Annotated in this window: 25 protein-coding genes; 15 read left to right on the forward strand and 10 right to left on the reverse strand. The window is 47.4% G+C overall.

Going from position 1 to position 21,640, the window contains the following annotated elements; genetic code table 11:
• The first annotated feature begins 43 nt into the window (after positions 1-43).
• From GL2_RS08265 to GL2_RS08280, 4 genes are all read left to right on the forward strand, one after another.
• Positions 44-1,024 (forward strand): alpha/beta hydrolase, encoded by a 981-nt coding sequence (locus GL2_RS08265; RefSeq protein WP_143730207.1) that lies wholly within the window; start codon positions 44-46, stop codon positions 1,022-1,024.
• 124 nt (positions 1,025-1,148) lie between these two features.
• Positions 1,149-1,670 carry a DUF4166 domain-containing protein gene (locus GL2_RS08270; RefSeq protein WP_143730208.1) on the forward strand — a complete coding sequence of 174 codons (522 nt, stop codon included), beginning with the start codon at positions 1,149-1,151 and terminating at the stop codon, positions 1,668-1,670.
• Positions 1,671-1,984: 314 nt separating this feature from the next.
• Positions 1,985-2,518, forward strand: a complete 534-nt coding sequence (locus tag GL2_RS08275; protein ID WP_143730209.1) for a GNAT family N-acetyltransferase — start codon at positions 1,985-1,987, stop codon at positions 2,516-2,518.
• Between the two features lie 224 nt (positions 2,519-2,742).
• Positions 2,743-3,123, forward strand: coding sequence for a VOC family protein (locus GL2_RS08280; protein WP_143730210.1), 381 nt, complete (start codon positions 2,743-2,745; stop codon positions 3,121-3,123).
• Positions 3,124-3,542: 419 nt separating this feature from the next.
• Here GL2_RS08280 and rarD read toward each other — a convergent pair whose 3' ends face one another.
• Together rarD and serA are read right to left on the reverse strand one after the other, a co-directional pair.
• Positions 3,543-4,451 (reverse strand): EamA family transporter RarD, encoded by a 909-nt coding sequence (gene rarD, locus GL2_RS08285; RefSeq protein WP_143730211.1) that lies wholly within the window; start codon positions 4,449-4,451, stop codon positions 3,543-3,545.
• A gap of 231 nt (positions 4,452-4,682) precedes the next feature.
• On the reverse strand, positions 4,683-5,930 hold the full coding sequence (serA, locus tag GL2_RS08290) for a phosphoglycerate dehydrogenase (RefSeq protein ID WP_143730212.1): 1,248 nt from the start codon (positions 5,928-5,930) through the stop codon (positions 4,683-4,685).
• A gap of 159 nt (positions 5,931-6,089) precedes the next feature.
• Between serA and GL2_RS08295 the strand changes: the two genes are divergently transcribed.
• From GL2_RS08295 to GL2_RS08320, 6 genes are all read left to right on the forward strand, one after another.
• Positions 6,090-6,752, forward strand: a complete 663-nt coding sequence (locus GL2_RS08295; RefSeq protein ID WP_143730213.1) for a fumarylacetoacetate hydrolase family protein — start codon at positions 6,090-6,092, stop codon at positions 6,750-6,752.
• A gap of 161 nt (positions 6,753-6,913) precedes the next feature.
• The gene (locus tag GL2_RS08300) at positions 6,914-8,422 is read left to right on the forward strand and encodes an aldehyde dehydrogenase (protein ID WP_143730214.1); all 1,509 of its coding nucleotides are present in this window, start codon (positions 6,914-6,916) and stop codon (positions 8,420-8,422) included.
• 223 nt (positions 8,423-8,645) lie between these two features.
• Positions 8,646-9,044, forward strand: coding sequence for a hypothetical protein (locus GL2_RS08305; protein ID WP_143730215.1), 399 nt, complete (start codon positions 8,646-8,648; stop codon positions 9,042-9,044).
• A gap of 72 nt (positions 9,045-9,116) precedes the next feature.
• A complete protein-coding gene (locus GL2_RS08310; protein WP_143730216.1) occupies positions 9,117-9,440 on the forward strand; it encodes a DUF2007 domain-containing protein in 324 nt (107 codons plus the stop codon).
• 264 nt (positions 9,441-9,704) lie between these two features.
• Positions 9,705-10,091 (forward strand): STAS/SEC14 domain-containing protein, encoded by a 387-nt coding sequence (locus GL2_RS08315; protein WP_143730217.1) that lies wholly within the window; start codon positions 9,705-9,707, stop codon positions 10,089-10,091.
• 103 nt (positions 10,092-10,194) lie between these two features.
• A complete protein-coding gene (locus GL2_RS08320; RefSeq protein ID WP_143730218.1) occupies positions 10,195-10,956 on the forward strand; it encodes a TerC family protein in 762 nt (253 codons plus the stop codon).
• 98 nt (positions 10,957-11,054) lie between these two features.
• Here GL2_RS08320 and GL2_RS08325 read toward each other — a convergent pair whose 3' ends face one another.
• The 8 genes from GL2_RS08325 to GL2_RS08360 all read right to left on the reverse strand — a co-directional run bounded on the left by GL2_RS08325 (position 11,055) and on the right by GL2_RS08360 (position 15,688).
• On the reverse strand, positions 11,055-11,429 hold the full coding sequence (locus GL2_RS08325; RefSeq protein WP_232053795.1) for a phosphate-starvation-inducible PsiE family protein: 375 nt from the start codon (positions 11,427-11,429) through the stop codon (positions 11,055-11,057).
• A 116-nt stretch (positions 11,430-11,545) separates the two neighbouring features.
• Positions 11,546-12,142: an alpha/beta hydrolase gene (locus GL2_RS08330; RefSeq protein ID WP_143730220.1), complete on the reverse strand. Its 597-nt coding sequence runs from the start codon at positions 12,140-12,142 to the stop codon at positions 11,546-11,548.
• Positions 12,143-12,302: 160 nt separating this feature from the next.
• Positions 12,303-12,848 carry an alpha/beta hydrolase gene (locus GL2_RS08335; RefSeq protein WP_232053796.1) on the reverse strand — a complete coding sequence of 182 codons (546 nt, stop codon included), beginning with the start codon at positions 12,846-12,848 and terminating at the stop codon, positions 12,303-12,305.
• Complete coding sequence (locus GL2_RS08340; RefSeq protein ID WP_143730222.1) at positions 12,811-13,032, reverse strand: hypothetical protein; 222 nt, start codon at positions 13,030-13,032, stop codon at positions 12,811-12,813. Before GL2_RS08340 ends, GL2_RS08335 begins: the two co-directional genes overlap by 38 nt.
• 45 nt (positions 13,033-13,077) lie before the next feature.
• On the reverse strand, positions 13,078-13,326 hold the full coding sequence (locus GL2_RS08345; RefSeq protein ID WP_143730223.1) for a hypothetical protein: 249 nt from the start codon (positions 13,324-13,326) through the stop codon (positions 13,078-13,080).
• Between the two features lie 12 nt (positions 13,327-13,338).
• Entirely contained in the window at positions 13,339-14,166 is an 828-nt protein-coding gene (locus tag GL2_RS08350) for a DUF5694 domain-containing protein (RefSeq protein ID WP_143730224.1), read from the reverse strand.
• A gap of 37 nt (positions 14,167-14,203) precedes the next feature.
• Positions 14,204-15,031, reverse strand: a complete 828-nt coding sequence (locus GL2_RS08355) for a DUF5694 domain-containing protein (RefSeq protein ID WP_143730225.1) — start codon at positions 15,029-15,031, stop codon at positions 14,204-14,206.
• A gap of 195 nt (positions 15,032-15,226) precedes the next feature.
• Positions 15,227-15,688 carry a YccF domain-containing protein gene (locus GL2_RS08360; protein ID WP_143730226.1) on the reverse strand — a complete coding sequence of 154 codons (462 nt, stop codon included), beginning with the start codon at positions 15,686-15,688 and terminating at the stop codon, positions 15,227-15,229.
• A 1,122-nt stretch (positions 15,689-16,810) separates the two neighbouring features.
• Between GL2_RS08360 and GL2_RS08365 the strand changes: the two genes are divergently transcribed.
• From GL2_RS08365 to GL2_RS08385, 5 genes are all read left to right on the forward strand, one after another.
• Positions 16,811-17,299 carry a type VI secretion system tube protein Hcp gene (locus tag GL2_RS08365; RefSeq protein WP_143729608.1) on the forward strand — a complete coding sequence of 163 codons (489 nt, stop codon included), beginning with the start codon at positions 16,811-16,813 and terminating at the stop codon, positions 17,297-17,299.
• 163 nt (positions 17,300-17,462) lie between these two features.
• Complete coding sequence (locus tag GL2_RS08370; protein ID WP_143729609.1) at positions 17,463-19,370, forward strand: type VI secretion system Vgr family protein; 1,908 nt, start codon at positions 17,463-17,465, stop codon at positions 19,368-19,370.
• A gap of 16 nt (positions 19,371-19,386) precedes the next feature.
• Entirely contained in the window at positions 19,387-19,965 is a 579-nt protein-coding gene (locus GL2_RS08375; protein ID WP_143729610.1) for a hypothetical protein, read from the forward strand.
• Between the two features lie 3 nt (positions 19,966-19,968).
• On the forward strand, positions 19,969-20,262 hold the full coding sequence (locus GL2_RS08380) for a PAAR domain-containing protein (RefSeq protein WP_020413592.1): 294 nt from the start codon (positions 19,969-19,971) through the stop codon (positions 20,260-20,262).
• A gap of 181 nt (positions 20,263-20,443) precedes the next feature.
• Positions 20,444-21,406, forward strand: a complete 963-nt coding sequence (locus GL2_RS08385; protein WP_143730227.1) for a hypothetical protein — start codon at positions 20,444-20,446, stop codon at positions 21,404-21,406.
• The last annotated feature ends 234 nt before the right edge of the window (positions 21,407-21,640 follow it).

A 21,640-nucleotide genomic window follows, 5' to 3' on the forward strand; every position in this document is an offset into this window, starting at 1 on the left:
TGCCCCACTTCCACCTCGGCAAAAATGCAGTACCATTAGTTCAATGGAAACCTTGCAAGACATCAGCACCTACGAAAGCAGCCCGGTGATCAAACGCCCGGACTACACGGCGCTGCGCCAAAAGCTGCCGCAGCTCGACTTTGCCAATGATGCTGCACCTTTGTTGACGGAGATGCAGGACTACCGAAATTTTTACGATTTGCATTTTCCCCTGGCCCATAAAACCGGGGTTGGCACTTTTAATACTGCTGGCTTTGAACTGGTATCTCAATACTGGCTGGTAGAGAAGCCCCGCGGCACTCTGTTTATCTGCCACGGGTATTTCGACCACACAGGCATCTACGGTCCAGCAATTCGCTTCGGACTTGAGCGCAACTTGAATGTAGTGGTTTTTGACTTTCCCGGTCACGGCCTCTCCAGTGGGGAGCGTGTTGCAATTCAGACTTTCCTTCAATACCGCCAGGTTTTCGACCGTCTACTTTGTATTGCCGAAGATAAGTTACCCAAGCCCTGGCACGGAATGGGGCAAAGTACAGGAGGGGCTGCGCTGTTAGCGCACTTGCAATACAGCCGTTGGCAGCCATTGGATAAGGTTTTTCTATTGGCACCACTGGTACGCCCAGCCAACTGGCACCTGGTTAAGTGGAAGTATTACCTGGGGCGCCTGTTTATCACTGAGCCCAGCCGTGAGTTTTCAATCAATACTCACGACGCGGAGTTCTCCCGGCGACAAGCCCTGCGTGATCCCTTGCAGTCCCAAGTGATCTCCATGTGCTGGCTCGGGGCTATGGTGGATTGGATCAAAACCTTTCCTAAAACAGCGCGTAATCCCCGTAAGATCCTTGTGGTTCAGGGGACCGGCGATGGTACTGTCGACTGGCGCTACGATATGCGCGCTATCCGAGACCGTTTTCCACATTGCCACCGGGTGTTGATTCGCGGTGCTCGCCACCAGATGATCAATGAGACTCAGCCTTATCGACATCAGATATTGGCCGCCCTGGATGATTGGTTGAATCAATAGACCAAACGGGGCCGCTTTTTGTGCGCCCTTTATTCAATGGTATACATCGCCGTTACTTCCAATATATAAAACTGATGCCTTTTAGCAGAGCTGAAAGATTTAATTGGTTTAACAAGTGGTAATAATGGGAAATATTATTTCTAGAAAAATGGGAGCCTCCTACGATAGGCTTTCCCCGGTTATCAGGGGAGTTCATAGTGGCAAAAAAGTGATTGAGGGAGTGATACGTGTAGAACGAGGCGGCTTACTCGCTGATGTAATTTGTACTTTATTCAGGTTTCCCAAGCAGAATCATAACTGTTCTCTTCGTGTAGAGTGCCACCATTCCAGTGATAGCATTTTATGGGTACGTAACTTTGATGGGTTAATATTGAGATCTCATTTTTTTTCATCTGGAAATCTTTTGTGTGAGCAGATGGGGCTTTTGCGAATGTATTTCTACCCAGTGGAAAATGATGGGGTCCTGGAATATCGATTTCTCAAAACAAAATTTTTTGGAATCCCCCTGCCTAAGATATTTAGCCCTAAAATATATGCGCGCGAATATGAAGTGGATGGAGTTTACTGCTTTAGTGTAAAGGTTAGTATGTTCGCAGTGGGTAAGGTTATTGCCTACGGAGGAAGTATGGATGTTTTAACTACTTGATACAGTAAGAAAAATATTTCTTTGTTTTAAGGCGGCCAGCAAGGTTTTTCGCTAATTGAAACTGGAATTTATGCTCTTTCTGCTCTTTCTGCTTTTTAGATGGTAATTAATTTTTTACCATATCCTCCAGGTAAATCCTACTGGTTCACCTGATTGATGCCGATGCTTTATAATTTTCAAGTCTGTAAGTAGATTCTGAAGATGCATCTTCCTGTTCTGATTCTGCCTTTGGTGAGACATTTAGAGTCGTATTTTTTTCGATTTCCAAAAAAAACGTCCAAATTTACTGAGTTCTGCTTTATGGAGTATGAAGCGTGAAAGTGATAGAAACAATATACGGTGATGAAGTTATCCTGCGGCCTATTCAGGAGAGTGATGCGAGGTATATGTATGCTGCCTTACAGGATAATGAATTTAGGAAGTGCACTGGAACACATCTGAAGTTCACATTTGAGCAAGTTAGATATCATTGTGCGGTGTCAGTAAATGAAGCTGATCGCATTGATTTTGCAATTTTGTCTCAAGATGAGCAACTAAGAGTTATGGGGGAAGTGGTGTTGAATGAGATTGATGAAGATAATAAGTCAGCCAATTTCCGCATAGCCTTGTATGACAAAGTGTACTTTGGACGGGGATTTGCTGCCGAAGCATCTCGCTTGATAATAAGTTATGCGTTTAATGAACTTCACTTACATAGAATCTCTTTGGAAGTCTATGCGTTTAATTTGAGGGCCATAAAGTTATACGAAAAATTGGGCTTTCAGAATGAGGGCGTTTTACGTGATTCCCTTTGCTGGGGAGGACAGTATTATAGCTCTATTATGATGGCGGTTATTAAGGATAAATAAAATTTTATTGCAAGTATAATTTGAAGTTGAAACACTATGGTTTTCAGGTTTATTTTTTGATTGTAGAGTTGGTGGAGGACAGTTTTTATCTTGTTTACTTGGGTATAACAATAGTTTTTATGTGCCTGCCGAATAAAAAGGACTTCTGAACATGGACTTTGCTATCTCTGTGTTATAAGTTGTATGTCATGTTAATAATTTGAACATTTAAAAGGAAAACCTGAATGTTTAGCCATATTATGGTGGGTACCAACGATGTGCAGAAAGCCAAGGCATTTTACGATGCTGCCTTAGGTTGTCTGGGCCATAAACCTGGTGTCATTGATGAGAAGGGGCGTTGTTTTTATTTTACTAAAACGGGGGTATTTGCAATCTCCAAGCCGATCAATGGCGAGCCAGCCAGTCACGCGAATGGTGGTACTATAGGGTTTACTGCGGAAAGTATTGAGCAGGCAGATTCTTGGCATGAAGCTGGACTTGAAAATGGTGGTACTCGCTGTGAAGACCCGCCGGGAGTTAGAGAGGGGGTAGCGGGTAAATGGTATATTGCTTATTTACGCGACCCAGATGGTAACAAGATTTGTGCCTTGCACCCAGTGGGTTGATATCTTCTGGTTGAGACCTCCTGTGCTCTGTATATGAATGCTGAGAACGCTAAGTAGCGTGATAATTTAAAGGAATAAAGCAGTAAAATTTTGAGGAATTGGAGGGGGGTAGGAACAGGGGATAGGAACAGGATTGTGCGTTGTTACTTCTGAAATACTTACGGTACTTATCTCGGCAGATGCTCAAAAGGGCAAAAGATCAGGAATGCAGCTGGTATCGCGCTATTGGTACACGCCAGAAGCTTTCAATACCGTACAGCCGGGTACAATCAGGCCGGCGGACAATCTTAGAGCATCAACTGTCTGGCAGCTTATCGATCCAGATATATGGGCCTTGATACTTGGCGGCGCTAGCTCCGAGTCTGTGGCCGCCATTACTACTCAATTGGGAAGAGGAAATTTCCTCACATATTAGCTCACTAGAGAGTGGCCTTACCCTGCAGATGCAGTTTGCGTTTTTGCGCCAGAGCATCAATGGAATAGAGTGCCAAGCCCAGCCAAACAAACATAAAGGTCGTGAGTTTGCCCTCGCTAAATGGTTCGCCAAGGATTTGGGTGGCAATTACCACCATCAGCGAAGGCCCAATATATTGAAGAAATCCTACAGTGGACAGGTTAAGCCTGCGTGCTGCAATGGTAAATAACAGCAGTGGCACCAAGGTGATGGGACCGGCCAATATCAACAGACTATTCAATTCCCAGCCGTTGTGAAGCAGGTTACTGGTGGGGCTGGTACTCCAAAGCAGGTAGATTAGTGCCACGGGCAGCATATACAGGGTCTCTATCGCAAGGCCGGTGAGGCTCTCTACTGGTGCGCGTTTACGCGCCAGCCCGTAGAGAGCGAAGGAGCATGCCAGGAATAGAGCGATCACTGGTACGCGGCCAAACTGCCAAAGCTCGTGGACAATACCCATTGCCGCCAGCGTTACCGCCATCCACTGGAGTCGCCGTAACCTCTCCCCCAGAAACAGCACGCCCAGGACAATATTAATTAATGGGTTGATGTAGTAACCAAGACTGCTTTCCAGCAGGTGCCCGTTGTTGATGGCCCAGATAAATACCAGCCAGTTGCTACCAATTAGTGCCGTGGTAAGGGCCAGCGTACGCATTTTTTTGCCATTGCGCAGGGTGCGGACAAGATCTGGTAGTTTGCCCAATAGCAACATAATCAGCAGCGCCAGCCCTAGCGACCAAATACTGCGATGCGCGAGGATCTCAGCAGCGGGAATCCCCTGTAGCTGATTGAAGTAGATCGGGGCCAGGCCCCAAATGAGAAAGGCGGCAACGCCGGCGAGCAAGCCAGTGGTGGCAGAATCGTTGTTGCGCAAGGGAGCACCTGCTGTGGAAAAACGAAGTATCGGGTTGAGCCTGGACACACGAGGGGTTGCGCGCGGGGCCGAACCAACAGAATAGAGTTTGCTATTGTAGAAGCGTCCGCCTGTGGGGATCAATCCCCTTATCGACCAATCGAAGGCGGCGAGAGGTAGGCAGCTGGTGTTATAACATAGCCAACTGCCTGCATTGCGCCTCCCCAAATTAATGGGAAGAAGTAGGTAGCATTAGAAAAGTAAGCGGCAGCGTAGGGTGCCGGGGATATTCTTCAGTTTCTCCAAGGCCAGGTCAGAGTATTCCGCATTCACATCAATAACCACATAGCCCACAGTCTCATTGGTCTGCAGGAACTGAGCAGAGATATTGATGGCATTTTCAGAGAACACCTGGTTAATCGCACTCATGACACCGGGCACATTTTTGTGGATGTGCAGGAGGCGGTGCGTCCCCACGTGACCTGGCAGTGCCACTTCGGGGAAATTAACCGAGCTGGTGGTGGTACCGTTATCGGAGTAATGCGCCAGCTTTTCCGCAACTTCGGTGCCGATATTTTCCTGTGCCTCCATCGTTGAACCACCAACATGTGGAGTCAGCAGGGCGTTATCGATGCCGCGCAGGGGGGAGATGAACTCATCGTCATTACCGCGGGGCTCCACTGGGAATACGTCGATAGCGGCACCAGCCAAATGCTTGCTATTAAGCGCTTCCGCCAGAGCGTCAATATCCACCACAGTGCCACGGGAGGCGTTCAGCAGGATAGCGCCAGGCTTCATCTGGGCGATCTGCTCCGCGCCCATCATCATCTTGGTGGAGGGGAGCTCGGGCACATGCAGTGAAACCACATCTGACTCGCCTAGCAATTCCGCCAGAGAGCCCACCTGGCTGGCATTGCCCAGAGGCAGCTTAGTGATGACATCGTAAAACTTCACCCGCATGCCGATGGCTTCTGCCATGACCGATACCTGGGAGCCGATGGCGCCGTAGCCGATAATACCGAGGGTTTTACCGCGAGCCTCGAAGGAACCAGCTGCGGACTTGAGCCAGCCGCCGCGATGACACACGGTATTTTTCTCTGGAATGCCGCGCAGCATAAAGATAGTCTCGGCAATGATCAGCTCCGCCACGCTGCGGGTATTGGAGTAGGGCGCATTAAATACGGCAATACCCAGCTCAGTCGCTGCTTGCAGGTCCACCTGATTGGTGCCGATACAGAAACAACCGATGGACACCAGCTTAGAGGCGTGCTCCAGCACTTTGCGGGTCAGCTGGGTTCGAGAGCGAATACCAATAAAGTGGGCATCCGCGATCTTCTCAATTAACTGATCTTCGGGCAGTGAAGTTTTTAGTAACTCCACGTTGGTGTAGCCGCGGGAGGCGAGCAGGTCGATGGCAGACTGGTGTACACCTTCCAGTAGCAGGATGCGAATCTTGTCTTTTTGCAGGGACTTTTTTTGATCGGTATTGTGCGGAGCCATAAACTATCTCTTCACTGAGTGCGAATAACACGATACAGGTGCGTCTATTCCGGTTGGGTCACTTCTTCGGGTGTCGGGAGACAGGCGAAGGCGCGATCATAGCACATGCTGGTTATATCGTTTTATTCGAAATATCTATCCTAACTATCTGGTTTATCTATGTATCAACACCAATTTACCTGTGGCACCAATGTTCCATTTCGGCTTGGGAAGATTGTGTGTGTAGGGCGTAACTATGCAGACCACGCTGCAGAACTCAATAATCCGGTACCGGATGAACCGCTGCTTTTTATCAAGCCAGCTACCGCAGCTGTGGATATGACCCAGCGTATTCATATGCCGGTAGGGCGTGGTAGCTGTCATTTTGAAGGAGAGCTGTCACTGCTGATTGGTGAGAGGTTGAGTAATGCCAATGCTGCAGAAGTGTCGCCTGCGATCGCAGGGCTGGGCCTCTCACTGGACCTGACCCTGCGCGATTTGCAGGCGAAGCTCAAAAAGGCGGGACACCCCTGGGAGAAGGCCAAGGGCTTCGATAATTCCTGTCCCCTTTCACCATTTGTAAAACTGGACTGGCTGCCGGATTGGGACAAGCTCAGTTACTCCCTTTGGCTAAACGATGAGTTGCGCCAGCGCGGTAAGACCGAACATATGCTCACGCCGATTCTCGATCTTGTGGCATATATCAGCAATTACTTTACTCTCGAGCCCGGTGATGTGGTGCTGACTGGTACACCTGCGGGTGTTGGCGAGTTGCAACACGGTGACAAGCTGGTGATGCAGTTAGAGGATGACTGGCTGCAGGTGGAAACTCAGGTGGCATAGCCCTGAGCAGAGAGGCTCTAAACAAATATCTTTAACCTGTGCCTGTTACTTTGCGGGTGCAATTACTGGAATAGTCGCCCCTAAACTCACCATCTTCTTTGATTTGTGATCACATTTTCGATATAACCCAGACAAATTAACTGTCTCTAACGAGGTGTGCCATGTCAGCGCAAAATAATATCCCCGAAAACCTGCAGGAATGGCAGGCCCTGGCGGCTTCACTGAAAATTGAGGGGCGTGCCTTTATCAACGGCAGCTATGTCGATGCCCTCTCCGGTGAAAAACGCGCTACGAATAACCCTGCCAACGGTGAAGAGCTGGCCCAGATTGCCAGCTGTGGGCCTGAGGATGCCGACTTGGCAGTTCGAGTTGCACGCGAGACTTTTGAGTCTGGCATTTGGTCAAAAATGCCGCCAATGCAGCGTAAGAAAATCATGGTGCGCTTCGCCGATCTGATTGAAGAACATTTGCTGGAAATTGCCCTGCTGGAGAGCCTTGATGCAGGCAAACCCATCGGCGATACCATGGCCGTAGATGTGCCCGGTGCGGCTACTACCATTCGTTGGAGTGGTGAGGCTATCGACAAGATTTACGACGAGGTAGCCCCTACAGGTCCTGGTGAACTGGGATTGGTGACCCGGATGCCCCTGGGGGTGGTGGCGGCGATTGTGCCCTGGAATTTCCCCCTGTCCACCACCGCCTGGAAGCTGGGCCCGGCGCTGGCTACCGGTAACAGTGTGATTTTGAAGCCAGCTTCCAATACCCCGCTGACGGCGATCAAACTGGCTGGTCTGGCCAGGGAAGCAGGCCTTCCCGACGGCGTGCTGAATGTGTTGCCAGGGCCGGGCAGCAGCTTGGGTAAGGCGCTGGGTCTGCACATGGATATCGACTGCCTCACCTTTACCGGTTCTACCGAAGTGGGCAAGACCCTCACCGAATACTCGGGCCAGTCAAATCTGAAGCGCACTTTCCTCGAGCTGGGCGGAAAGAGCCCGAATATTGTCTTTGCCGATGCGGACCTGGATAAAGCCGCTAATGCCGCGGCGCTGGCTATTTTCTACAACCAGGGGGAAACCTGCACCGCCGGTTCACGCCTGCTGGTGGAAAAGAGTATTGCCGATGAGTTTATCCAAAAAGTGAGCAAGGCTGCTGAGCGCTTTAAGCCCGGCCATCCCCAGGACCCGAATACTGCAATGGGCGCCCTGATCGATCGCAGCCAGTTTGATACTGTCGAGTTCTATGTGGCGAAGGGCCTGGAGCAGGGCGCACAGCTGGTTTGTGGTGGCAAACCTGTGGATGAAGTGGCTGGCGGCTACTATTACGAGCCCACCGTATTTCGTGGTGTGACCGGTGATATGACTATTGCCCGCGAGGAAATTTTCGGCCCGGTATTGTCCGTTATTGAGTTCGACAGTGAGGAGGAGGCACTCGCTATTGCTAACGATTCCATCTATGGCCTCGCTGCGGGTATCTGGACCAACAACCTGGGGCGTGCCCACCGCATGGCCCGGGATATTTATGCGGGCTCGGTATGGGTGAACAACTATTTTGGCGGCGATATTACTGTGCCGTTTGGTGGCTTCAAGCAGTCTGGCAATGGCCGTGACAAGTCCCTGCACGCCCTGGATAAGTACTGTGAACTAAAATCCACCTGGATTGATCTTGGCTAAGCCTTCCATTAGCACAGGTTTCATAAAGGGCCACATATCGTGGCCCTTTTATTTTGCTTTCCCACTCGACTCGCTGCACATATCCAATCTCGCAATTGTCAAATCTGGCGTGAATTATCTAGTCAGCTATACCTAAGTTATCGCCCTTTTCAAAAGGCTTTGGCGACATGCTCAGTTGTGCGGGCCGGTGCCCGTTTGGTTAATTGCATGTGGGAGTAACGCATTGAGAAAAGTCTGCTTGTTTATCGTTTTTCTGGCTATTAGCGGATTGACACATTTACGGGCAGCGGACGCCCCACTGGCTGGAGAGGTTGCGGGCCTAATCAGTATTGAGCGGGTATATGCGAGCCAGACACGCTCCACGTCGGCGCGAACTCGCACCAACGATTGGGTACAGTTGTTTGTCAGGCATGGCGATGCAGTGGAAAAGGGTCAGCGTCTGGCGGTCTACAGAAACGCCAGAGGTAGGACGGTGCTCGAGTATATAGCCAGTCGTTCCGGCCGGGTCCTGGTAAATGGCCAGGCAGCACTCAACTCCCTGGGATCGGTGTTGGAAATCATTACTGTGCCTCATGAAGAATACTGTAATGTGGAGAATTGCTCTGCCGGCAACGGAGAATAGCTGTTTGCCCGCATTTGGCCCAGTCACTCGATGGGGTTACTCTGGGGGTCGTTATAGCGGCCCTCTATTGTTATGAAATTAATTTATACCCATGAAAACCGCCTGTTGGTGGAGCTGGCCAAAAGTCGACTTGAAGTGGCTGGTATTTCGGTAAAGCTGAAAAATGAATTCGCCCAAGGAGCCTCTGGTGAACTGGCACCAAATCAGGCCTGGCCGGAGTTATGGTTGGAACGGGAGCGCGATTATGAGCGTGCCTGCCAGTTACTGCAGGATGCTGAAGCAGAACAAACCAGCTGGCCATGCCCAAAGTGTGGCGAGGAGAACGGCGCGGCGTTCGATTATTGTTGGCAGTGTGGCAAAGCGCGACCGGTAACGAGTCATCACCAGGAAGGTTAGGTGAAGCGATGAATTCGCCAGGGCAAATACAGGTCCATATTGCTATGAATGACTTGAGGTGCGCGGTTAACTTCTATAGTGCTGCATTTGACTTGCCCTAAGGGTGTTAGCTTAGTGAGGACGCACTGAAAAAGATGCGGGCTTATGCATCAATTTACCTGCTACTCAAGGAAGGGTGATGCAGGCTCACAGGTACCCAACCTGATTCGTCCATGAGAAACCCACTTTGATAGAGAAACTGTTTCTGTAGACAAGGGGAAGCTTATGAGTGATCAACCTCACGGTGTTTCTATTGGCTTGGAGCAGGACGGTAATCATTTTTTTCTGACCCTGCGTGCCCGTGGAAAGCTGACCCACGAAGATTACCAAACTATGGTGCCTATGCTCACTTCAGCCCTTGAGGGAATTGAGCACCCGAAAATTGACTGCTTAATGGATGCCAGTGAACTACAGGGTTGGGAGCCTCGCGCTGCCTGGGATGATTTTAAACTGGGCATGTCACACGGCCGACAGTTCAATCGCATTGCTGTTATCTCCGATAAGCGCTGGATGAAAGTTGCCGGCAAGGTGGGTAGTTGGTTTATTGGAGGAGAGTACCGGGTTTTTGAAAATGAAGCTGATGCGATGGCCTGGCTGCGCAAGGAGAATTAGAATAATCTGCGCTATTGTGCAGAGTGATCTTCATACAGTTAAAGCTGTACAGTTTCAACTGCTCGTAGTTTAACAACAATAATCACAGAGAAGGAACAGCTTCATGTTCGAGTGGGTAGTCAACCCGGAGGCCTGGATTGCGCTGGCTACGCTGGCGGCGTTGGAAATAGTGCTGGGAATCGACAATATTATTTTTATTTCCATCCTTGTGGGGCGTCTGCCGCCCAAACAGAGGGAGCTTGCACGATTTATTGGCTTGACGCTGGCCATGGTGACTCGCCTTGCACTGTTGTTTTCCATCGTCTGGATTATGGGGCTGGTAGACCCCCTGTTTAGCGTATTTGATATGGAGATATCCGGGCGCGATATCATTCTGGTTGGGGGTGGATTATTTCTGATTGGCAAGGCAACCCATGAAATTCACAATAGCCTGGAGGGGCCTGAAACCGATGCCTCAACTTTGGGCACTGCCGGTTTTGGCATGGTTCTGGTGCAGATCGCTATTCTCGATATTGTTTTCTCACTCGACTCGGTAATTACCGCCGTCGGGCTGGTGGATGAAATTTCCATTATGGCAATTGCCATTGTTTTGGCGGTGATTGTAATGCTGATTGCTGCCAAGCCGATTGGGGATTTTGTAGATCGCCATCCCACAGTGAAAATACTGGCGTTGGCTTTCCTGATCATGGTGGGGCTTACCCTGGTAGTGGAAGGGTTTGATGTGCATGTGCCTAAGGGTTATATCTATTTCGCTATGGCCTTCTCTATGGCGGTTGAGATGCTCAACCTGCGTCTCAGGGGCAATAAAGAGCGGCAGACGCCGCCTGTTAAACTACACCAATCCCTGCGCGAAGATGGCCAGTGATAGTGATTTGGAACCGATAATTCGGAGTGATCGTAAAAGGGGGGTGAAAGAGTTTGCCCCTTTTAACTTCATTTTGAGTGGATCAATAACGATGTGAATTAAGGCGTGTTTTTCCTTATCTTCAGTATCAGGTATGTCAATCCCAGCGCAAGGGTTGCAGCTGCGAGACCTAGAAGCTCTCCTGCACTGACTTTATCCAGGTCAAGAATGATAAATTTACGTGCGAGTGCCAGTATGGCAATCAACACAACAACGGTGGTCTGGATGATACTTTGTTGTCGAGTGACCACATATTGCAGGGTACGGCTGAACTCCAGTGCGATAAGAAGTGTAATAATTTCGCCAAAGATAGTCTGGAATACTTTGTGATCCAAAGGGTCCTTCATTCCAATCACTAACATGCTGTAGACCGAATATGCCAGTCGGCTGATAGCTACAATTACGATAACAATAATAATAAATGTCAGAATCAAGGCAATCAGGCTTTCAAACTTGTGATAATAACTGTGTATTGCATGTTATGAGCGAATAGGCTTTTGATCGGAGTCACTCATGCCTGGATCTCACTATCATTTTCAATGACGGTCTATTATTCCATTCCGATGATGACTTCATTTTTCATCAGGGAAATAACCTTGCTACTCATTGGCATTAATCTGTGCAGGATCACCGGAACTTCATAGGAGGTGCCTACCCCGAGTTTGGCACTACTGTGGGGCATGATAGTGACATCATACTTTGTCCAGATAGAAACCGGTTCTGTCGCCTCCAGCATATGAATACTCTGGTTTAATCCGCGTAGGAATTCGCTGCCAACACGCAACTGCTTACCGCCCTTGTAGGGTAGAAAGTTGGCCCAATAACTGCCGTGGTGAGGAGATGCGATAGAAATAAACTTGTGTACCCTGCCAATACCATTCATCGACTGTAAATAGTAACGTGCCACGATGCCTCCCATACTGAATCCCACCAAAGTACAGGTCGCCCCTTTTCCCACTAGCTTTTCCATTTTCGCCATTAACTGCGAGGAAAGGTATTCCATGCCGTGCCAGCCGGAGTTGTAACGCAGATGAATATAATGGGTGTCAAATCCAGCTGCGGCCAAAGCACGCTGCATCCGCAATAGAGAAGTGCCGCGATCAAAAATTCCCGGAATCAGTAGAACAGTGTGACTTTTTGGATTCATTGTGTAACGTAGGAGCGATTTTCCGGAGTGGTCCACAGAGCTTAGATGTTGGTAATTGGGTTTTGGACTGCGTCTGTTACTGAGTGTAGTTGGACTAGGCGTGGGGCGACCAAATATGCCATAAGAAGCTACTTGATCTACCCGATAGAAGAGGTGAAAATTATTGATCAGCGTTTAGTTTTTCTACACCCAATAGGAAAACTAAAACCTGATCCAGCCTTGTATTCCAAGACTTCTCGTCATGAGCATGCCCTATAAATACTCTGGTTTGCCAATTGCTGTCGTCATAACCCCGCTCCCACATAATCCTATCTACAGCCACTTGCATGGACGGATAAAAGCGATCCAGTGTCTCCGTGCCATGATCAAAATAAAATTGGTGTTTCCCGGGCTCAGGTAGATTCTCCTGCAAGTATTTACGAATAGCCTCTGCGACAGGTAATGTATCCTTGGGATCGATGCCCGGCCAGTGGGTGGAAATTGCTGCTGCTGCGGAGAATACTTGTGGATATTCCAATACCGCATACAGGGAAATGAGCCCTCCCATGCTGGAGCCGGCGATAAAAGCGTCGTTGGCCTCGCGGCTAACTTTATAGTGTTGCTCTACATAGGGTTTTACCCGCTTGACCAGGAATTCCAGGTATTGATCGCCACGTAGCTCAGCTCGATTAAATGGGTGATTCATCTTGCGTGCTGAATCCGGCATTAGGTCCCAAGCCTTCTGTGGGAAATAATCGCCCATGGCGACCATCACCACTGTTATGCACTGCAACCACAATAAAGGGGCGAATGAGCCCCTCGGAAATCAGCCGGGAAGCCACTTCATCAACGCCCCATTCCTGTCCATTCCATGTGGTACGGCTATCAAATAGCATCTGTCCGTCATGCATATACAGGACAGCGTAGGGTGCCTGATTAGGATAGTTATCTGGAAGCTATACCTGCACAGGGCGATCTGCAATACCTTCATATGAAGCGGCAGGTAAGGTCTCCAGGATACCGGAGGCTAGCTGTGTTTGTGCGAAGGTTTTAGAGAAAGGTGTAACACCTAGATAGCAAAGAAGAGCGATTAAAAAACGTAAACTAAGAAACATATTCTCCACCTGTTCTAATTCATTGATATAAAAATCAACTCTACGGAAAACCAGGTGGGCTTGGCTCATCCCCTTGGGGGTATGAGCCAAAGCTGGATAGCCTTACAGATAGTCGTTTACGTCCCAGGCTTCGCGCTGAAGATCAGTGGCCAAGAAGGACTTTATAACTGCCGTATGACCTTGTCCAGCAATAGCAATCACTTTTGTTCCTGGCTGGGCATAGGTTTGAATATTGGCATACATGCGAAAATTTCTATGCCACCAACTGACGGACGCATCTGCCCCCGAAAAACCCTCACCAGAACCAATATCATTTACCATAAGATATAGATTCATATTTTTTTTGTCTCTCTCAACAGAGTTATCAATCTGGAGTAATTTCCTTAAGGGTAGCATTTTGTGTTGCTTGCTAGCTAATTTTCCAAAACCTTCTACCTCGGCATCGAATATTTTCTTTCTTTCAGGTGTATTGCTACTCATATAGTCCATGAGTTCAGATCCATTCCAGTGAACCTGCTGCTCATCAATGCAAATGACTTTATTCAGCTTAGCTTTAGCCGCAATACGAAAACCCAGCTGTTGGGACTCATTGACCTCGAGTTTGTGTTTCCCATTTAGATAAGATTGGAACTTTCTATCTATTTTGTCCTGAATACCAGGGTCACACTCCAGCATTATATGGGTGGGAGACTCACTTGCGAGTTTATCAGTTAACTGTTCCAGATAGGCTTGATTATCCGGTGTTAGCACATTGGTAACATTTAGTTTTACTGAATCCCGGCCAGGGTTTGCAAAATGAAAGGTACCGAATAACATTACCTGAGCTGGCGTCACTTCCGGGCTGGTAAATACTTCTTTTTCCACAGCCCAGCTTGCAGAGCAAGAAGCTAAGACGATGATACTGCCAAAGAGTTTGTGTAGCTTTCCCATTTTTATCTTATTTTCCATTTATTGGTATTAATAATTATTACAAGTATTCATTAACATCCCAAGCATGACGACTTTTGTCAACTTCTAGCAGAGTCTTTAAAATTGCGGTATGACCCGATCCTCCAATAGCGATTACTTTGGTTCCTGGCTGAGCTTGTGCCTGTATATTGGCGTACATTCGAAAATTGCGGTGCCACCAGCTGGCTGCCGCATCGGCACCGATAAACTCCTGCCCCGCACCAATATCATTTTCCATGATATAGAAATTCATGTTATCCCGCTCTTCAGAGGGATTATTGTTGAGTCGGAGTAATTGACTTAAAGATAAAGTATTGTGAAGTTGAGAAGTGTCTTGGCCTGATTTTTTGATTAATTGATCATGTGCCTTTTTCCTTTCTGGAGTGTTTTTATCCATAAAATCTCTAAGCTCAGCACCTTTCCAGTGGACATTTCTTTCATCATAACAGATTACACCTTGTAACCCCGCCTTTGCGGCTATGCGAAAACCGAGTTGCTGGTTCTCATTGACATTGAGTTTGTAATTTCCATTTGTATAGGAGCTAAATTGGCGATCAATTATTTTCTGTCGCTTTGGAGGGCACTCTATCAGTACGTGAGTGGGGTTTTCGTTTGCCAGTTTACTGGTAAGTTTCTCCAGATAGTCCTGGTTCTTTGGTGTCAGCACATTAATTACTTCTGACTTTACTGAGTCCAGCCCAGGATTGTGAAAATGAAAAACCCCAAATAGCATTACTTGGGCAGGTTGTATTTCCTGATCATGTGTTATTTGTTTTTCATGGGCATAGCTTAAAGAATTGATAACTAGGACAAGTGTGCTAGTTAAGATGGTGGTAATTTTTCTCATTGTTATACTCCTTGTATCGATCTAATTGAATGACGACTACCATTCAATGTAAGACGCTGGAGTATCACAAATAGATGCAGCAAAAATTTTCTTTTGCTGCTTTTTAACTTTAATATCTGGTACAACTATTCCAGGTTTTGCTTTGATGGCTAGCCAGATCAGGCTTCACTATTAGTAATGTTATCTCCTGCAGCACTAAGTGCTACCACGCATTCTTGAGACTGTGGCCTCTGCATTTTTCATTCTTGCGGCCTGGGCAACTTCTGTAATCACAATAGTTTTACCAATTGGGGATAGAGATATACCGGCAAGCTTCAGGTGCTGGATAGCAAAGGGAATGCCTATGATGGTGACAAAACAGGCAACAGCATGCAACAAGTGGCCAATGGCCAGCCAAAGCCCTGCGACCAGGAACCATATCACATTGCCCACCAGGCCCAAGCCGCTGGTGCCGATATCCTCAGCCAAAGTCAGCTCTTTTCTGGATATTGCTTCACGGCCAAAAGGAAAGAATGAGAATTTACCCATCACAAAGCAGGCTCTTCCCCAGGGAATACCTATAATGCTGATAAAAGCGATAAGAGCAAAAAACCACCAGCAAAGCCCCATTATGAAGCCACCCAAAATAAACCAAAGAAAATTCCCCAGAGTTCTCATACTTTTACTTTATCGCTCCGCTTATTTTGCCTAAAAAATTAACCGGTCGGAAGATGCCAGATTTATAGTTTACAATCAATCACTGATATGCTTCGTTGTTTCAGAATAACTGATCTATGAATTTGATGGTTTATATGGGTTGTTTGGATGCACTCATTCAATCTTTTTTTGTCTGGGTGTACATTGTTCTGAATCCAGTAGGCTTTCAATTTTCTGTAGGTATGTGTAATGCTATGAAAGATAAATTTACTTGACGACATTTCTTGTAGGCCATATCAGGCAGAAAAGTGCATGTTAATGGTTTGGTTTTTTTAATGCTGTATCAGTTGTAATGTATATTTATTTTACACAATTATATTTTAACTTTGTGACTACAAATTTTTTGGTTTCACATTTTGACCTTTATTGATTTTAATGCGAGCGAAAAGCTTTTAATAAAAGCCTCACAACTCCTATTAACTCGAATTGTTTGTGCGAAGTAATATAATTTCGGAATTATATTTGCAGATTTAATAAGGCTTCAGTTTTTATTTAATCGAATTTTTTCTGCCATCTCCTTCCGGAGGAGGTGCCCTTTTTTGGGTCGAATAATGAAATTAATTTGAATTTACCAAGGTAAGCCATTGATTTAAATGGCTTTTTCAAATTTATTCTGCTAGTGTTTTCTTGGTGGGATGATTAGGGTTAATTTAATCCTTGAGGCGTATGCCCTGGGTTATTAATGAAAATAATTCTTATAGTGAGTGTTTATTGGTAGTGGGTACGGTTACTTTTGGACCAGTAAGTATTGATGGGCACTTCATGCATTAGGGGAAACTGGGGCGGCAAAAATATCTCATTTAGCGGTATTGGTGCAGCCAACAATATTCTATTGAATGGCGTACATCCAATTCGCCACAAAGTTATCTACCTTGATTTGTCGTGAAGAAACTTTTCCGACAGTCAGCTAGATATTAAATTGGTGCCAGAGTCGATTTAATAACAGAAAAATACTGTTTTTTTTTGCTTTTCCCTCTGTTTAAATCACCCCAGTTGCCACTGCGACGTTACCTGAGCTACTGACTCTTCGCCGTGGTAAAGGATTAACCACCAACATCAAAAGCCAAACAAGAGGGAATCCCCATGGCTATCTACCTGAACTTCAATAACAAAGCCACCAAAGGTAACGTCACCGCCAAAGGTTACGAAGACTGGATCGAAGTTGACAGCTTCAACTTTGGTGTTGGCCGCGGTATCACCATGGAAGCCGGTGCTACCTCCAACCGCGAAGCCTCTCGTCCAAGCCTGAGCGAAGTTAGCCTCACCAAGCGCATCGACGCAGCTTCCGGTGGCCTGTTCAAGTCCTCTGTAACTGGTGACGAAGGCGTACCTGTAGAGATCCACGTAGTACAGACCGGTGCTAACTCTGTAGAAAAATACGCTGTTTACAAGCTGACCGACGTAATCATCTCTTCTTACAGCATTGGCGCTTCTGCCGGTGGTGCACCTCAGGAATCTATCTCCCTGAGCTTCGCCAAAATCGAAGCAGAGCTGGACCACGCTGATAAGAGCAACAAGAACCCGAAGAACATGAAGGTTGGATACGACCTCACTACAGCGACTCCGCTGTAATTGGTTCGACTCTTTTCGGGTTGAACGGTGGCCTGCAGAGTATCTGCGGGCTACCGCCCTCCAGTTCTTTAGCTGAGTGCTTACACGAGCACTGACCTAAAGAACTGCAGATTTTCAAAATCTCATTTCTTATTTGGCACCGTAGGGATAGTTGGGGCTGCCCATGGCTACACTCAATCAAGATAAAAGAATGATTACGGTCGACAGCCCTGTCGGCACGGATGCGCTGATTGCAACGACCTTACAAGGTGAGGAGCATGTCTCCAAGCTTTTTCGCTATGAAGTACAGCTTCTGTCGGATGATCACGCAATCGAACAAAAGGACCTTGTTGGCAAACCGGTAACCGTCTCTATCCACCACTCCGAGACACCGCGCCATATTAATGGCTATGTTACCCAGTTCTCCCTTCACGATGTAAACGCCGAAGGCGTGCGCAGTTATAGCGCAATTCTTCAACCTGGCCTGTGGTTCACGAGCCTCGGAGGCTCCAACAGAGTTTTCGAAAAGAAGTCTGCCAAGCAAATTCTCGAGGAAGTGCTCGGTGAATACAGCAAGGTTATCAAACTGACCTTAAAGCTAAATGCCGAATACATCACCCGTGAATACTGCGTACAGTTTGACGAGAGCGACTTTGAATTTATCAATCGCTTAATGGCAGAAGAGGGCATCTCCTACTACTTCAAGCACTCTGAAGGACAGCATGAGCTGGTGCTCTGCGATGATCCTCAGGATTTTTACGACTGTGAAAGTGCAAAAATTGAGTATGACGGAGGTGGCAGCCACCCCACAAAAAACACAGTGAGTAGCTGGAGAAGAAACTTCAACTACCATGGCGGCGGCTTTGAGCTCAAAGATTACAGTGAATTTACTGCCACCAAAGACAATAAGCAGCAAGTTAAAACCACCAGCAAGCTGAATGATGTCTCTAACTATCTGCGTGGTTTATATGGCCTGAACCACTTCCAGGCTGATGGCGAACACAAACACAAATTCACGGATAGCTACCACAAGGCTCTGGCGGAGCGCGCCATGGAGGCTCAGGAAGCACTATTTGATGTGAGCCATGGACGTAGCGACTGCCCTTCCTTTACTGCCGGCGGGCGTTTTAATTTTGACCACAGCCTGTCGTCCGAAAAAGGGAAGTATCTTATTACGTCTGTGCATGTTTCAGCTGCAGACGGTAACAGTAACGAAACACACTTCCACAATACCTTCAGCTGTATTCCATCTGCGGTAATGCCACGCCCACAGCCGAATGTCTCTGCGAAGAAAATACACTCACCGCAAGTGGCACGTGTATTGGAAGTTAAAGCAACCGCATCCGACAGCTCTCAGGACCCCTACACCCAACTGAAAGTGAAGTTCCCCTGGAACTCACAACAAAATAGTTGCTGGGTTAGAGTGATGCAGTCCTTTGCAGGCAAAAACTGGGGAGCAAACTTTGTACCCAGGGTAAACCAGGAAGTGGTTGTTACCTACATCAATGGCGACCCCGACCGTCCTTTAATTACCGGAGCGGTGTACAACGGCGATAATCCCGGCCCCAATTACACCGCCACTCAGAGCGGCTGGAAAACCGAATATGAAGGCAGCACCTTCAATGAGTTGCGGTTTGATGACAAAGGTGGCAACGAAGAAATCTATATGGAGGCCGGCAAGGATCACAACTTTGTTATCCATAATGACCAGTCCGGTAAAATAGAAAATAAACAGACCCTCGAAGTTAAACAGGATCGTAGCATTACCGTAACTGATGGTAGCGAAGTAGTCACTATTGCCAAAGGTGACCAAAAATTGAATGTGGATAAAGGAAACCAGACTGTCACTATTGGTTCAGGTAATCACACACTCAAAATTAGCAAGGGCTCACAAACCACAGATGCCATGGGCGCTATCAAGATATCCTCAAAAGCTTCAATTGAATTAAAGGTCGGGGGAAGCAGTATCAAATTAACCCCAGCGGGAATCACCATCAAAGGCACCATGCTTTCTTGCAAAGGCGACGCCACTGCCGAAGTGAAGGGCGGCGGCATGCTTACCCTGAAAGGCGGCGTGACTATGATCAACTGATGGGGATTAATCACTAATGACTGACCTGATTAAAGTACAGGCATTGACCGCAGCAGAATTACTGAAAAATTTTGAGGTGAGCGAGGAAGCGGAAGAACACCTGGTACCCGATACCGCTCCCGAAGTCAGTATTAATCAACTGGTTGATGCGTGTCTTTACCCAGATGCCATCAAACTATTAGCACACGGACTCCCCAAACGTGAAGCTGTTTGGTGGGCCTGTCTCGCGGCTCGGGATATCCAGGGTCCTGAAACTGATGAAGACAATGTAAATGCATTAATAGCCGCAGAAAGCTGGGCCAAGAAGCCCAATGAAGAGATTCGCTTGAAGTGCAAAACACTGGGCGATAAAACCAAGCACAAAACCCCCGCGAGCTGGGCTGCTACAGCGGCGAGTTGGTGTCATGGAAGTCTGGCGGCTGAAGGCGAGCCTGTGGTTGAGCCACCAGAGCATCTTTATGCACACGCCGTCGCCGGTAGTGTCACTCTCGCGGCAGTTTTATCTGACCCAGTCGATCCCGGCAAAAGATTCGCCCGATATATGAGTCAAGGGCTGGACCTGGCACGCGGCGGCAATGGCAGGATAGAGGACTAAATAATGGGCAAGCCGGCTTCGCGTATTACGGACATGCATGTCTGTCCAATGGTGACAGGCACCGTGCCCCATGTGGGCGGGCCAATTTTAAGCCCCGGAGCACCCACCGTTATTATCGGCGGTATGCCCTCAGCCACAGTCGGCAGTGCCTGTACCTGTGTGGGACCGCCCGATACCGTAGCTATGGGCAGTACTACCGTATTGCTGCAAAAAAAGCCTGCTGCCCGCATGGGAGATACAACTGGCCATGGGGGCAAGATCGTAATTGGATGTCCGACAGTTTTGATTGGCGGTTAAGCTTCACGTCATCATTGCTTATCATGGTGTATATATTATGAACCGATTAAACCGTCGACCAAGAGCAAGCAGGGGTGGAAGAAACCCGAAAGAATTATTTATGGGGCAGTGAGATGATCTACTCGCTGCGTGAATGAATTGAAGTTATTAATTAAAAATAAAGGATTGTAGGTAAATAATTATGACAAATTTAATCAGTCGCAGCACCAAGTATGGTGTGAATTTTAATGTGTTGGTCAATGATAGTGAACTGCCCCAGTTTAAAACGAAAGTGAAAACAACATGTGGAAGTTGGCTGGATGACGCGCAGGAAATTTTCGATGTGGCGATACCAACGTGCACCACAGCCCTTGTTCAACCTGATAATGTTTCAGATAGATTTCGTAATTTACTTTCCTACTACTTCGGTCTTCCCTCAGATTGTTCACAAGAAAGATACAGGGCTTGTTTAAATGCGATACTTAGCCGGTTAATGAGAACTAAGTCGGGTCTGTTTAGTGGGGTGGATCTTGCGGATAGGGAACAGATGCCTTACTTGGCAAAAGCTTCGACTTATGTCTCGTGGGCAATGTGTAAGGGAGACCCCACGGAACATTATGCGGGTTTTGTGTGGCAGGACTTTTTAGAAAGTTGGCCCAACGCTGCCAAACAAGCATATAAGATAAGGAAAACGAAATGGGATCAGAAAAACGGCTGGGTGTCGACTTTATTGGGGGGGCAACTCAATGGGGGGGGGTATGAGAAACCTCTCTATTACCCCATTCACTTGAATTTCAATAAAATTTGGCCGAAAGGTAGGCAATACTGCATTATCACTCTGATACACGAGGCAACACATAGATTCGCGGAAACAGTGGATCATGCGTACTTCAAGGATGATGGAAGTATTTTGGATAAATTAGATCCAGCCATCAGGGACTGTGGTGTATGGAAGAGCATTTATCTGGAAGAGCTGAAAAATGATGACGATAAAGAAGCTAAAGCAAATGCGCGTGTTGTAGAGCAGGCATTAAATCAACTTCGTGGACAAAATCCTGCGGCTAAAACCATGCAACAAATTGGAGAGATGGAAGCGGTGAACAATGCAGACTCGCTGGCATGGTTTGTGCATGACGTGGCACTACTTACCTTGGAAATAACTTGAAAGGAAGTATTATGGGTAAGCGAAGTATATCCCCAAGCCTGCTAAGCGAATAAGGAAAACTCCGGGAGGCAGTTCACTAATTGTAAATTATTGAGGAATTTCATTTCCTACATTAGGTATCTTAGCCCGAATTAAGTGAACTGTTCCCGAAATTCCAAGCGTACCCTGGTTTTTCCAAGGGCTGGATATGGATAATAACTGATGAAGTTATTTTTTAGGAGTTGGCTGATATCG

This window comes from Microbulbifer sp. GL-2, from assembly GCF_007183175.1.
In the GTDB taxonomy this organism is placed as follows: domain Bacteria; phylum Pseudomonadota; class Gammaproteobacteria; order Pseudomonadales; family Cellvibrionaceae; genus Microbulbifer.